This window comes from Acidimicrobiia bacterium (assembly GCA_035948415.1).
Lineage (GTDB): Bacteria > Actinomycetota > Acidimicrobiia > IMCC26256 > PALSA-555 > PALSA-555.
The window spans coordinates 57,596-69,991 of sequence record DASZJD010000123.1; the positions used below are offsets into that span (position 1 = coordinate 57,596).

Annotated in this window: 10 protein-coding genes, 1 tRNA gene and 1 pseudogene; 8 read left to right on the forward strand and 4 right to left on the reverse strand. The window is 67.5% G+C overall.

Annotated features, from left to right (window positions below; genetic code table 11):
• Window positions 1-34 precede the first annotated feature (34 nt).
• Both VG869_16560 and VG869_16565 read right to left on the reverse strand, forming a co-directional pair.
• A tRNA-Arg gene (locus VG869_16560) sits at window positions 35-106 on the reverse strand.
• Window positions 107-267: 161 nt separating this feature from the next.
• Window positions 268-561, reverse strand: a complete 294-nt coding sequence (locus VG869_16565) for a hypothetical protein (protein ID HEV3452798.1) — start codon at window positions 559-561, stop codon at window positions 268-270.
• 470 nt (window positions 562-1,031) lie between these two features.
• On the opposite strand from VG869_16565, the gene VG869_16570 reads away from it, so the two are divergent.
• The 3 genes from VG869_16570 to VG869_16580 all read left to right on the forward strand — a co-directional run bounded on the left by VG869_16570 (window position 1,032) and on the right by VG869_16580 (window position 4,841).
• Entirely contained in the window at window positions 1,032-2,375 is a 1,344-nt protein-coding gene (locus VG869_16570; protein HEV3452799.1) for an adenylate/guanylate cyclase domain-containing protein, read from the forward strand.
• A gap of 90 nt (window positions 2,376-2,465) precedes the next feature.
• Window positions 2,466-3,290 carry a maleylpyruvate isomerase family mycothiol-dependent enzyme gene (locus tag VG869_16575; GenBank protein ID HEV3452800.1) on the forward strand — a complete coding sequence of 275 codons (825 nt, stop codon included), beginning with the start codon at window positions 2,466-2,468 and terminating at the stop codon, window positions 3,288-3,290.
• 402 nt (window positions 3,291-3,692) lie between these two features.
• Window positions 3,693-4,841, forward strand: coding sequence for an acyl-CoA dehydrogenase family protein (locus VG869_16580; GenBank protein HEV3452801.1), 1,149 nt, complete (start codon window positions 3,693-3,695; stop codon window positions 4,839-4,841).
• A gap of 2 nt (window positions 4,842-4,843) precedes the next feature.
• Here the strand turns inward: VG869_16580 and VG869_16585 are convergent, their stop codons facing one another.
• On the reverse strand, window positions 4,844-6,808 hold the full coding sequence (locus VG869_16585) for a dehydrogenase E1 component subunit alpha/beta (protein ID HEV3452802.1): 1,965 nt from the start codon (window positions 6,806-6,808) through the stop codon (window positions 4,844-4,846).
• A 41-nt stretch (window positions 6,809-6,849) separates the two neighbouring features.
• Between VG869_16585 and VG869_16590 the strand changes: the two genes are divergently transcribed.
• The 3 genes from VG869_16590 to VG869_16600 are packed head-to-tail and all read left to right on the forward strand — an operon-like array spanning window position 6,850 to window position 9,933.
• Window positions 6,850-7,629, forward strand: a complete 780-nt coding sequence (locus VG869_16590; protein ID HEV3452803.1) for an SDR family oxidoreductase — start codon at window positions 6,850-6,852, stop codon at window positions 7,627-7,629.
• The gene (locus VG869_16595; GenBank protein ID HEV3452804.1) at window positions 7,626-8,372 is read left to right on the forward strand and encodes an SDR family NAD(P)-dependent oxidoreductase; all 747 of its coding nucleotides are present in this window, start codon (window positions 7,626-7,628) and stop codon (window positions 8,370-8,372) included. The genes VG869_16590 and VG869_16595 overlap by 4 nt, the downstream gene beginning before the upstream one ends.
• Before the next feature lie 49 nt (window positions 8,373-8,421).
• Window positions 8,422-9,933: a long-chain fatty acid--CoA ligase gene (locus VG869_16600; protein ID HEV3452805.1), complete on the forward strand. Its 1,512-nt coding sequence runs from the start codon at window positions 8,422-8,424 to the stop codon at window positions 9,931-9,933.
• Between the two features lie 17 nt (window positions 9,934-9,950).
• Here the strand turns inward: VG869_16600 and VG869_16605 are convergent, their stop codons facing one another.
• Window positions 9,951-10,871, reverse strand: a complete 921-nt coding sequence (locus VG869_16605; GenBank protein ID HEV3452806.1) for an SDR family NAD(P)-dependent oxidoreductase — start codon at window positions 10,869-10,871, stop codon at window positions 9,951-9,953.
• 176 nt (window positions 10,872-11,047) lie between these two features.
• Here VG869_16605 and VG869_16610 point away from each other — a divergent pair.
• A pseudogene (locus tag VG869_16610) lies at window positions 11,048-11,745 on the forward strand (enoyl-CoA hydratase-related protein).
• Between the two features lie 32 nt (window positions 11,746-11,777).
• Window positions 11,778-12,396, forward strand: a 619-nt coding sequence (locus VG869_16615) for a TetR/AcrR family transcriptional regulator (protein ID HEV3452807.1), incomplete at its 3' end; no start/stop codon positions are given.

The following is a 12,396-nucleotide window of genomic DNA, read 5'->3' on the forward strand; positions in this document are numbered from 1 at the left end:
TGCAAGAGGACGCAGGCTTGACGGAGACCAGCTGCGCCCTCGGCAGGACTCGAACCTGCGCACACGGCTCCGGAGGCCGATGCTCTATCCGCTGAGCTACGAGGGCCGGGGGTGGAGACTTCTTGGGAGAAAACTCTACGTGCTGCTGCTCGTCGGGGTGCTCTCCGGGACTTGGCGGACCGCGCGCAGCGAAATCGAGCCGGAGAGTTCGGTCTAGCTAGTTCTGCGCGCGTAGGCCCCCGGGGGGGAGGGCCGGGGCTGGGGGTGCTAGGCGGCTAGGTGGTCGGGTTCGCGCTGCTTTTGGTGTCGGTGGAGGGCGAGGGCGTTGACCATGAGGGCGTAGCCGAGGAGGTTGAGGTGTTGGCGAGTGTGGCCGACGCTGTGGGCACGTCCGATCCAGAGGCTGTCGTCGATGGCGCGGTTGACGGATTCGGCGTCGAGGCGGCGGGGGTAGAGGCGGGTGAAGTCGGGGTCGCTGGGCGGGATCGGCCGGACGTTTTCGGTGCGGTTGAACTTGCGGGCTTCATCGTCGGCGTTGGTGTGCATGCGGACGGTGAGCACCCTGCCTCCGAGGTGCTGGGGGAGGCCGTAGTCAAAGGACCGACTCGGCGGCCTCATCCACGAATACAGCCTCGCTGCATGACCGCGCCGGGTTTTTAGACACCCCACAAGCTACTGACCCACATCGGCGGCGGCGGCGAAGGCACGGTTGTCGTCGTCGAGGTGTGGGAGTCGCGCGCCGATCAGGAGTCCTGGATGGAATCCACACTCGGTCCAGCACTTGGGCAGGCGGGAGTGGCTCAGCCGAAGCGCATGGAGTGGCTGAGCCTGCTCGGCAACATCAATCTCTAGACCAGAGGCTGCCGGAGCTTCGCACTGCGAGCGGGATGGTCGCCGCGGGCGCGTCTTGTCTGGTGTGCGGCCCCTGAGACCCGGCGCTTTGGTCAGTCGGTGACCGTCTGAGTCCGTCAACACGTCCCGGATTCGGGATACAGCGGTGCTCGCTGATGCCGGCTCGTAGGCTGGCCGATGTGGAGCTTGGGGAGATCCACTACGCCAAGAGCGGGGACCGCCATATTGCGTATCAGGTTCTTGGCGACGGCCCCATCGATTTGCTCGCTCTCAACACCGGCTGCAATATCTGGATTGATCGCGACGACGAAGCGCACTGGAGCCGCTTCGATCGGCGGCTGGCATCTTTCAGCCGGTTGATTCGGTTCGATCCGAGCGGTGTTGGGCTCTCCGACCCCCTTGTCGGCGGATCGGGTCCCACCATCGAGGGTTGGACCCAGGACGCGGTCGCCGTGCTCGATGCGGTCGGCTCGCCCTGCGCCGCGATCTTTGGTGTGTCGACCGGCGGCTTGGTCGCCATGATGTTCAGTGCGACCTATCCGGAGCGGACGTCGGCCCAGGTTCTGATGAACTGTTTCGCTCGGATGGTTCGCGATTCGGACTATCCGTGGGGTTGGCCGCAACGCATCGTCGACCGCTTCGTCGATGCGGTGACTGACCCGAGCTACCAAGGAGAACCTGTCGATGATCTCGCGCTCAGCGCCCCGAGCCTCGCCGGCGACGTCGAGTTTCGCTTGTGGTGGAAACGTGCGGGCGAGCGGTCCGCCAGTCCGGCAATCGCCAGGGCAATAGATACGCTCACGAACGGCGCGGATGTGCGTGCGCTGCTCCCGTTGATCAAGACTCCGACGATCGTGCTGCACCGGGTCGACAACGGATTCATACCGATTGGCCACGGGCGGTACCTCGCCGAACACATCGCCGGCGCCACTCTCATCGAGCTGCCCGGCCAGGACCATCTAGCGTTCGCTGGCGATACCGATACGGTGGTTGGCGAGATCGAGGAATTCCTCACCGGGACACGGGGAACACCGAACACCGACCGGATGCTGGCAACGATTCTGTTCACAGATGTCGTGCACTCCACCAAGCGGGCGGTGAGCAGCGGAGACCGCCGCTGGCGCGAGCTGCTCGACAACCACGACCGCATGTCCGAGCGGCAGGTTCGTCGCTTCGGCGGTCGACAAGTCAAGACCACCGGTGATGGCATTCTCGCGACGTTCGATGGTCCGGCGAGAGCGATTCAGTGTGGCCTCGCGATCTGCGGCGGCGCGCGCCAGCTCGGCATAGACGTAAGGGTCGGTGTCCATACCGGTGAGGTCGAACGACGCGGTGACGACGTCGCTGGCATCGGCGTCCACATCGCGGCGAGGGTCCAAGCGCACGCGCACCCGGGTGAAGTCTGGGTGTCCAGAACCGTTGCCGATCTGGTCACCGGATCGGGAATCACCTTCGACGACCGTGGTGAGCATGGACTCAAGGGTGTAGCCGGCAGCTGGCAGCTGTTCGCAGTGACCGGCTAGTGCCTCGGCTGACGTGCGCCTCCGATACCGATGCCGAGACTGATTGAGCGTGCAGGAAGCACCTCGATGTAGGGAACGAGGAGGGGATCGATGGCGGGCGACCCAACTTGGGACTTTCGAAATCCGGCCAGCAAGGACCGGCTGCTTGGCGTGCTCCGGGGCGAGATCGACGAGATGTTTGGGCTCGTGGCTGATCCGGCGCGTTGGCACACCCCCACGGCGTGTCCGGGCTGGGAGGTCCGCGACATGGTCGGTCATCTGATCGACGCGACCGACAGTTACCTGACGGCGTTCGAGATAGCGCGCAACGGCGCCGCTGGGCCGGAGCCCGTCGGTGTGGCCAGGATGGCCACCGCAACAGATCAAGCGGCTCGGGCGTTTCGACCGGTACCGTGCGACGAACTAGTGGCGCGGCTCCGCGATGACACTGACAGGCTGATCTATGAGTTCGAGCGTCTCTCCGACGCTGAGTGGTCAGGCTTGATCGTCCCAGACGCATACATGGGTCCGCTCCCGGCGATGATCGTCGTCGCTGGACTGCTTGGCGGCTATGCGGTGCACGGCTGGGACGTCCGCCAAGGCCTGGGCGCGCCGCACGCACTCGCAGGCGATGCGGCCGACCTCTTGGTGCCGTTCGTCTTCCTGCTCTGGTGGGCCACCGCCAACACTGACTCAGTGGACACGCCATACGCAGTCGGTATCCGCACCACCGGTCGCAACGGCGGCGAGACCCGATTCGACGTCGCCAAGGACAGCCTCCAATTCGCGCCCGCCGACCTCGACACATGCCCAACGGTCCTCGAGTTCGACCCCGCCACGCTCGTACTCACCGCATACAACCGAATCAACGGCGGCACGGTACGCGGCGACCGACAGCTAGCAGCCAACTTCCGCACCCTGTTCATCGCGATCTGACCCAACTCGCACCCCGCCGAAAACTCGCGAGCCGCCGACGAGCTGCGCGGCCCTACCAAGCCCTGTGGGGTGTCAAAACTCGTGAAGGGTGTCTTTATTCGGTCATGCGGCTCGGCATTGGTATTCGTTGATGAGACCTGTGGGGTGTAAAACTCGATCACGCCGCTGACCTGCGAGTTCGCCGGAGCGTGCCGTAGGTAGCGCTGTGAATTCTGAGACTCCTGCGGCTTATGAGGTTCTGCATCCGCCTCGAGCGGCGACGATCCGGGTCTTTCACGAGCCAGCAAGAAACCGCTGGTCAAGGGCCTGATCGAGTTTTGACACCCCACAGGGCGCGCGCGCTTTCTCTGCGGAGCGATCGGAAGAGCGCGGTTGTACCGGTCGGTCCAATAGGATCCGCCCGTGGACTTCTCGCTCACGGAGTCGGAGCGTGATCTCGTGAGCCTCTGTCGCGAGTTCGCGCAGAAGGAGATCGCCGGGCGTGCCCCCTTGGCGTGGGAGGAGGCCCGGTGCCCAACCGACCTTCTCCGCGAGATGGGTGCGTTGGGCCTGCTCGGCATGCTGATCCCGGAGCGGTGGGGAGGTATCGGCATGTCGACCGTCGGCTTCGTCGCCGCGATGGAGCAGCTCGGCGTAGCCGACCAGTCGGTGGCCGCCGCGTGGCAGGCGCACGTGACCATCGGCTCTTTGCCGCTGTACCTCTTCGGGAACGACGCTCAGCGAGAGCGGTGGCTGAGGCCGTTGGCCGAGGGACGCGTCCTCGGCGCGTTCGGTTTGACGGAGCCCGACGCGGGTTCGGACGCGCGTGGTATTCGCACGCGGGCGGTCCGCCGCGATGGTGGCTGGTTGATCAACGGTCGGAAGGCGTTCATCTCCAACGCCGGCACGGATATGTCGTTCGGGGTGACGCTGCTGGCCCGCACCGAGTCGGGCGAGGGGAGCGGGCCGACGTTCGCGAACTTCGTCGTGGAGAAAGAGACCGCCGGCTTCACCATGGGTCCGAAGATGCGCGGCATCGGCTGGCGGGGTCTCGACACCCGCGAGCTGTTCTTCGACGACGTCTGGGTCGCCGACGATCACCTCATCGGCGATCCGGCGATCGGACTCAGCCAGTTCATGCGCACGCTCGAGGTCGGGCGCATCTCGATCGCCGCCTTGTCGCTCAGCCTGACCCAGGCCGTGCTCAACATGGCGATGGACCACGCCCGCCAGCGCGTGCAGTTCGGCCAGCCCATCTCGAAGTTCCAGGCGATCCAGTTTAAGCTCGCCGACATCGCGACCGAACTCGAGGCGGCACGGTGGCTCACGTATCGCGCCGCATACCTGCGCGACACCGCGCAACCCTTCCTGAAGGAAGCAGCAATGGCAAAGCTGAAAGCCAGTCGCCTTGCGGTGTCGGCGGCATCGGAGGCCGTCCAGATCCACGGCGGCCTCGGCTACATGCTCGAGTCACCGGTGGCCCGCTTCTACTGCGATGCGAAGGTGCTCGAGATTGGCGAAGGCACCAACGAGATACAGCACCTGGTGATCGCGCGCGCCTTGGGGTGCTGAGCTCACACCCGCGCAAGGCGGCGGACGGCCGCCGCGATGTCGTCGCGGTCGGGCAGCCACGCGCGTTCGAGGTCGGGCGCGTAGGGAGGGGGAGTCGGTGCGGCGCCGATCCGTTGGATCGGCGCGTCGAGATCCCAGAAGCCGTCGCGGGCGACGGTGGCGGCGATCTCGGCGCCGATGCCGAATGGGACGACGGCCTCGTGGGCGATCAGGAGTCGGCTCGTCTTGTGAACCGAGTCGAGGATCGGAGCCATGTCGAGCGGGGCGACGGTTCGCAGGTCGATCACCTCGACGGAGATGCCCTCGCCGGCGAGGCGCTCGGCCGCGGCGACCGCCTCGTGCACCATCCGTGAGACGGACACGACGGTGAGGTCGCTTCCGGGGTGCACGACGGCCGACGTGCCGATCGGCAGGATGTGGTCGGCCGGCGGCTGAGGTCCTTTCATGCCATAGAGCAGCCGGTTCTCGATGAAGACGACCGGGTTCGGGTCCTGGATCGCCGCGCGCAGCAGCCCGTACGTGTCGGCCGGGGTCGACGGCATGACGACGCTCAGCCCGGGGATGTGCGCGAGCAGCGCCTCGAGGCTCTGCGAGTGCTGGCTTCCCGAGGAGCGCCCCGCGCCGAACTGGGTCCGCACAGTCAGCGCCATCTGCGCGGCGCCGCCGGTCATGAACGGCAGCTTCGCCGCTTGGTTGAGCAGCTGGTCGAGACAGACACCAACGAAGTCGAGGTACATCAGCTCGACCACGGGGCGCATGCCCGCGATCGCGGCGCCGACGCCGAGGCCGATGATCGCGCTCTCGGAGATGGGGGTGTCGCGGAGGCGATCGCCGAAGCGGTCGTGCAGGCCGCGCATCAGGCCGAACACGTTGCCTCCGGCCGCGACGTCGATCCCCGCGACGAACACGCGCTCGTCGCCGGCGAGCTCCGCTTCGAGCGCGGCTCTGATCGCGTCCATGGTGCGGAACACCGGGCTATCGGCGGCCGGTGCCGGCGGCTCGGCGCGTTGGGGTCTCGGGCGCGTGACGAAGTCGGTCAGCGTGGCGGCCGCCGGAGTCGTCAACCGCCGAGCTGCCTCGACGGCTTCGTCGAGCTCGTGCGCGACCGATGACTGCATGGATTCGAGCGCGTCGTCCGTGAAGCCCGCCGATCGGAGCCGGCGCGCGTTGATGAGGAGCGGGTCACGTGCTTCCCACTCCCGAACTTCGTCGAGCGATCGGTAGCGCTGTGGGTCGCCTTCGTAGTGACCGTGCCAGCGGTAGGTGGCTGCCTCGACGACGACGGGACCCCGTCCGGCACGGGTCGCCTCGATCACGGAATTCATCGCGGCTGCAGTCGCCACGACGTCGTTGCCGTCCACTGAGACGTAGTCGGCCCCGTAGCCGGCGGCGCGGCGCTCGAGTGGCGCCGCGTGCTGGGCCGATGCGAGCGAGAACTCGGCGTAGCCGTTGTTCTCACAGAAGAAGATCACCGGCAGCCGCCAGACGGCGGCGAGATTGATCGCCTCGTGGAAGGTGCCGGTGGCCACCGCGCCGTCGCCGAAGAACGCCACCGCGACGCTGCCGTCGCGTCGCAGGTGCGCCGCTGTCGCTGCACCCACCGCGATCGGCAGGCCGGCACCCACGATCCCGTTGGCGCCGAAGATGCCGATCGTCGGATCGGCGATATGCATCGAGCCCCCGCGTCCGCGATTCGTGCCCTTGTCCTTGCCCATCAGCTCGGCGAACATCCCGAGCGCGTCCAGACCCTTCGCGAGGCTGTGGCCATGGCCGCGATGGGTGGACGTGATCACGTCCGTCGGGCCGAGTGGCCAACACGCGCCCACGGCCGACGCCTCTTGCCCGATCGAGAGGTGCACGAAGCCCGGTACTTCGCCGTCGCGGTACAGCGCAGCCACGCGCTCCTCGAACCCGCGGATCACGAGCATCCGCCGATGCATCTCGAGGAGGTCGGCGTCAGTGAGCATGAACTGTGTACTGTACTGATCGGTACAAACAGGGAAGGGCGATGCCCGATCAGATCGACATCCCCGCGTCCTTCGCTGGTGTTGGGGACGTGACCGGGAAGCGTGTGGTGATCACCGGGGCCAGCCGGGGGCTCGGTCGGCTGCTCGCGCACGCGTTCTCACAGGGCGGTGCGCGGGTGGCGCTGGTGGCGCGGACGGAGACCGACCTCAAGTCCGTTGCGGAGGCGCTCCCCGGACCGTCCCTCTGGCTCAGTGGCGACGTGACGGACGAGGACTTCAATGAGGCGGTCGCCGATGCCACCGTGGCCGAATGGGGTGGCGTCGACGTCTGGATCTGCAACGCGGGGATCTCGCCCATCGTGGCCGGACCACGGGAGACCGATCCGTCGGTGTGGCGCGAGGTGCTCGAGGTGAACCTCACCGGGGCGTTCCTCGGTGCGCGCGCGGCGGCCAGGGTGATGGGCGAAGTTGGGCGGCTGATCTTCACGGGCTCAGTGCTCGGAGAGCGGCCACGCGAAGGGCTGGCCGCGTACAGCGCCTCGAAGGCCGGGCTCGTTGGCATGGCGAAAGGTCTCGCGCTCGATCTCGCGTCCTCGGGCATCACCGTGAACGTCGTCGCGCCGGGATGGTTCGACTCGCCGTTGGCCGATGGGTGGAAGAACAACCCGGAGCTCGCGGCTGGGATCATCGGGCACACCGCGCAACGGCGGTGGGGAACGCCCTCTGACCTGGCCGGCGCGTATCAGTTCCTGGCCTCCGACGCGTCGGCGTTCGTCACGGGCACCGTGCTCAACGTCGACGGTGGCTACTTGCTCTTATGACGGATCCGCGACGCGTCATCGCGATCACCGGGGCGGGGGGAACGCTCGGCGCCGCGCTGTCCAGCCGGTTCGCAAACGAACCCGATACTGATGTCGTGCTGAGCGACGTCAGCGCGCCGTCGCTCGAGGCGACCGTCGACGGGCTTCCCGAGGACGCTGGCTCGGTCGAGACGCTGCTTGCCGACGTGAGCGACTTCGCGCAGGTCGAAGCCGTCGTCGGTCTGGCGGTCCAGCAGTTCGGCCGCCTCGATGTGCTGATCAGCAACGCCGGGGTGCTCTCTCCGAACGGTCGCATCCACAACCTGGCAACCGAGGATTGGGAGCGCGCGTTCCAGGTCAACGTCCTCGGTGCCGTCAATGGCATCCGGGCCGCGGTCCCCGTCATGCGCAAGCACCAATCCGGCTCGATCGTCCTCACGGCCTCGGTCTCCGGTCTCACCGCGTGGTCGCACGCTGCTCCCTACTGCGCGACGAAAGCGGCCGTGATCCAGCTCGCGAAGGTCGCGGCGGTCGAGTACGCGCGTGACGGGATTCGGGTGAACTGCGTCTGCCCGGGCACCTTCCTGTCGGCGATCCACGAGGACCTTCCGCAGGAGGCGCTCGACGCGATCGCGGCCAAGCATCCGCTCGGGCTCGGCGCTGCCGCCGACCTGGTGGGCGCCTACTCGTACCTCGCCAGCCACGCATCCCGCTGGACCACAGGGTCGGCGATCGTGGTCGATGGCGGCTACGCGGCGCCGTAGGGGTTCGGCGATGAGTCGGGAACCGCACGCGCCGCCGATACAGGCAGACATGAACTGGTTCGCCGTCCTCGCCCATCACGCGAGCCGTTTCCCGGACAAGCCGGTCACGGTCCTCGGCGACGAGACCGTCACCTACGGCGAGATGGTCGTGCGCGCCTCCTCGTTGGCCGCCGGGATGCACGAACGCGGCGTCGGTGTCGGTGACGTCGTGGGCCTGCTCTCGTACAACTGCACCGAGTTCCTGGAGACGATCTTCGCCGCGAACTACCTCGGGGCCTCTGTGATGCCGATCAACTGGCGTCTCGCCGCGCCCGAGGTGCGGTACATCCTGGAGCACTCCGAAGCAACCGCGCTCGTGTGCGACGAAGCACTCGTCGATCTCGCGAACGACGCGACGAAGGGCATGGAAGCCACCCTTCTCCGAACGTCGATCTCTGGGCACCTCGACGGATGGACACCGTTCGCTGAGCTGCACGCTGCGCCGAACGCAACGTCACGTGCACCGGTAGCGGGCGACGACGTACACCGGCTGATGTACACCTCGGGGACCACGGGACGACCCAAGGGCGTCATGATCACCCACGCCAACCTGGCGTGGAAGAACCTGGCGCACATCATCGAGTTCGGCTTCACCAGGGCCGATCTCGGCCTGGCGTGCGGGCCCCTGTACCACGTCGGAGCGCTCGACCTCACGACGACCTCGCTGATCGCCGCGGGCGCAACGACGATCATCCATCGCGTGTTCGAGGCTTCCGACGTCGTCGACGAAATCGAGCGATCGCGTGTCACGACCGTGTGGCTCGCACCGGCGATGGTGAACGCCGTCATAGCGCTGCCCGATATCGACCAGCGCGACCTCTCGTCGGTGCGCTTGGTCATCAACGGTGGCGAGAAGATGCCGATCCCGTTGATCGAGCGGCTGCAGCGGACGTTCCCGTCGGCATGGTTCGCCGACGCGTACGGCCTCACCGAGACGGTCTCGGGCGATACATTCCTCGACAAGGGCAGCATCGTTACCAAGCTCGGCAGCGTCGGCCGCCCGTGCCTCTATCTCGAGCTCGACGTCTGGGACGAGCACGGAACGTCGCTCCCGGCGGGGGAGCGCGGCGAAGTGGTGCTCCGTGGCCCGAAGGTCTTCAGGGGCTACTGGCGCGACCCTGAGGCGACCGCCGTCGCGTTCGCCGGCGGGTGGTTCCACACCGGAGACATCGGCGTGCGGGACGACGACGGCTACCTCTTCATCGTCGATCGGCTCAAGGACATGATCCTGTCGGGCGGCGAGAACATCGCGGGCTCGGAGGTCGAACGCGTGCTGTACGAGCACGACGCGGTGCTTGAGGCCGCGGTCGTCGGGCGTCCCGACGATCGATGGGGGGAAGTCCCCATCGCCTTCGTGGCGGTGCGACCGAACGCGACCGCCACCGCGGACGAGCTGATCGAGCACTGCCGCCGCGAGCTCGCGCGCTTCAAGGTGCCGAAGGACGTCCTCTTCGTCGATGCGCTCCCGAGAAATCCTTCGGGCAAGGTCCTGAAGCGAGAGCTGCGGGAACGGACCGCCTGACGCGCGGCGACTCGTCCCTACGTGGCGGTGGGCTCTGCGTTGCTCGAGCGCAGGTGCGCTGTGAAGGCAGCGGACCAGTCCATGAGGTCGGCGGGAACGTAGTAGCTGGTCTCGTCGTTGATCGTCGCCCAGTTCTCGGCGACGTCCTCGATCGTCGGCTCCGGCGTCGAGTGCACGTAGCCCTCGGTCGAGGCGATGAAGATGTGCGCGAAGCGACCGGCGCCGGCTGCGTAGATTTCGCCACTGACCGGACAGGCCTCGTGCGCGAGGAAGGCGACCATCGGTGCGACGAGCTCCGGCGACATCTGCGAGACCATCTCGTCGGTAGGCGGGCCGCCTGCCATCCGCGTGAACGCCGCCGGTGCGATGAGGTTGACCTTGATGCCGCGCGCGGCGCCTGCGGTGGTGAGGCTGCGCGTGAGTCCGATGACGGCAGCCTTGGCGGTGGCGTAGGAGAGGTTGTTGCGCAGTCCGAACATCCCCGTGGACGTCGTCATGACGATGCGGCCGTAGCCTCGTTCCACCATGTACGGCCACGCGGCGCGGGCGGTGTTGAACGAGCCGACCACGTGCACGGCGAGGTGACTCGCGAGGTTGTCCGCGTCGGCATCCGGAAAGCCCGCCCATCGGACAATGCCGGCGTTGTTGATCAGGATGTCGAGGCGTCCGAACTGCTGGACCGCCGCATCGACGAGTGCCTCGGCGCCGGCAGCCGTGGCCACGTCGCTGGTGTCGGCGATCGCGGCGCCGCCGGCCGCGACGATCTCGGCGGCGACGGTGGACGCGGGTTCGGCATCCGCGCCAACGCCCTCGATCGAGCCGCCGAGGTCGTTGACGACGACGCTGGCGCCCCGGTCGGCGAGCAGGAGTGCATGCGCTCGGCCAATGCCACGTCCCGCGCCGGTGACCACGGCGACGCGGCCCTCGAAGCTGTGCATGTTCACCCGCAACCCTTCTTCGTTGCCAATAGGTGTGTACCGACCAGTCACTATATTTTGGGCACTCGTGCCTCGACGCGGGAGCGTTCATTGGCAGCTGTCCTGTACTCGTCCTCCAACCGAATCGGCGTCATCACCTCAACCGCCCCGAGGCGCGCAACGCGGTCAACCGCGATGTGGCGCTCGGTCTCGAGGCGGCTGTGGACCGCCTCGAGGGCGATCCCGAGGTCTGGGTCGGGGTCCTGCGCGCGAACACCGCGGATCAGGCGCACCCTGTCTTCTGTGCGGGCGCCGACCTCACGGTCATCAGGGAGACGGGTTCCGCGGCGACGCTCGACACGGAGCGGGGCGGGTTCGGCGGGTTCGTGTATCGCGAGCGCACGAAGCCGATCGTGGTCGCCGTCCACGGTCTGGCGACCGCAGGCGGTCTGGAGATCGTCCTCGCGGCGGACGTCGTCGTAGCGACCTCCCGATCGGCGTTCGGACTCGCCGAGGTCCGGCACAACCTGATCGCCGCGGCGGGCGGGCTGCTCCGGCTCCCGCGCGCGATCGGTCGGGGTACGGCGATGGACGCCATCCTCACCGGTGAGCCGATCGACGCTCGTCGCGCGTTCGACCTCGGACTCGTGAGCCGGCTGGTCGAGCCGGGCGCCGCGCTGGCGAGGCACTCCGCGTCGCGCGGCAGATCGTCTCGGCGGCTCCGCTCGCGGTGCGTGCCAGCCGGCGCGTCGTCCTCTTGGCCGCGCACGAGCACGACGACACCCTGAGGCAGGTCTCGAAGGAGCTCTTGGACGAGCTGCTCGCGTCAAAGGACGCGAGCGAAGGGCTGCTCGCCTTCGCCGACAAGCGCCCGCCGCAGTGGCAAGGTCGCTGATGCGGGTGCGCGCCGATGTACCGTCGGAGCTGATGCGGCGAACCGAAGCGAGCGACGAGCCCCGACGCAGCGCGAAGTGGAAGGCTCGTCGCGACGCAATCGTCGACACCTCGGCGCAGGTCTTCGCGCGAGGCGGCTACCACGCCACGGGCATCGCGGAGCTGTGCGCGGTCAACGGTCTGGGCAAGGGTGCCTTCTACCACTACATCGCGTCGAAGGAGGAGCTCCTCGCTGCGATCCACGATCGTGTGATGGACGAGGTGATGATCGGCGCTGATCGCGTCGCCCAAGCCGACGGGTCGCCGTCCGCGCAGCTGGTCATGCTGGGCGACGAGCTGCTCGACGTCATCCACCGCTATCCCGATCACGTCTGGGTCTTCCTCCACGAGTTCCCGGCGCTCACGGGCGAACGCGCCGAGCAGTTCCGAGGGCGCCGGCGCGAGTACGAGCGAAGGGTCGAGGCGATCTTGCAGGCAGGCATCGACTCTGGGGAGTTCCGTGAGGTCGACCCGAGGCTCACGGCGCTCGCGTGGCTCGGTATGCACAACTATACGTACCTCTGGCTCAAGGCGGGCGGTCGCGTGTCGGCTCGCGACGTGGCGAAGCCGTTCGCCGACATCTTCATCCGAGGGATCGCGCGCTCGACTCCCT

Excerpts from the sequence above, each read along its gene's own strand:
- VG869_16590 (HEV3452803.1), top strand. The coding sequence starts at position 6,850 with ATGCCCGATCAGATCGACATCCCCGCGTCCTTCGCTGGTGTTGGGGAC.
- VG869_16595 (HEV3452804.1), top strand. The coding sequence starts at position 7,626 with ATGACGGATCCGCGACGCGTCATCGCGATCACCGGGGCGGGGGGAACG.
- VG869_16575 (HEV3452800.1), top strand. The coding sequence starts at position 2,466 with ATGGCGGGCGACCCAACTTGGGACTTTCGAAATCCGGCCAGCAAGGAC.
- VG869_16585 (HEV3452802.1), bottom strand. The coding sequence starts at position 6,808 with ATGCTCACTGACGCCGACCTCCTCGAGATGCATCGGCGGATGCTCGTG.
- VG869_16605 (HEV3452806.1), bottom strand. The coding sequence starts at position 10,871 with ATGCACAGCTTCGAGGGCCGCGTCGCCGTGGTCACCGGCGCGGGACGT.
- VG869_16600 (HEV3452805.1), top strand. The coding sequence starts at position 8,422 with ATGAACTGGTTCGCCGTCCTCGCCCATCACGCGAGCCGTTTCCCGGAC.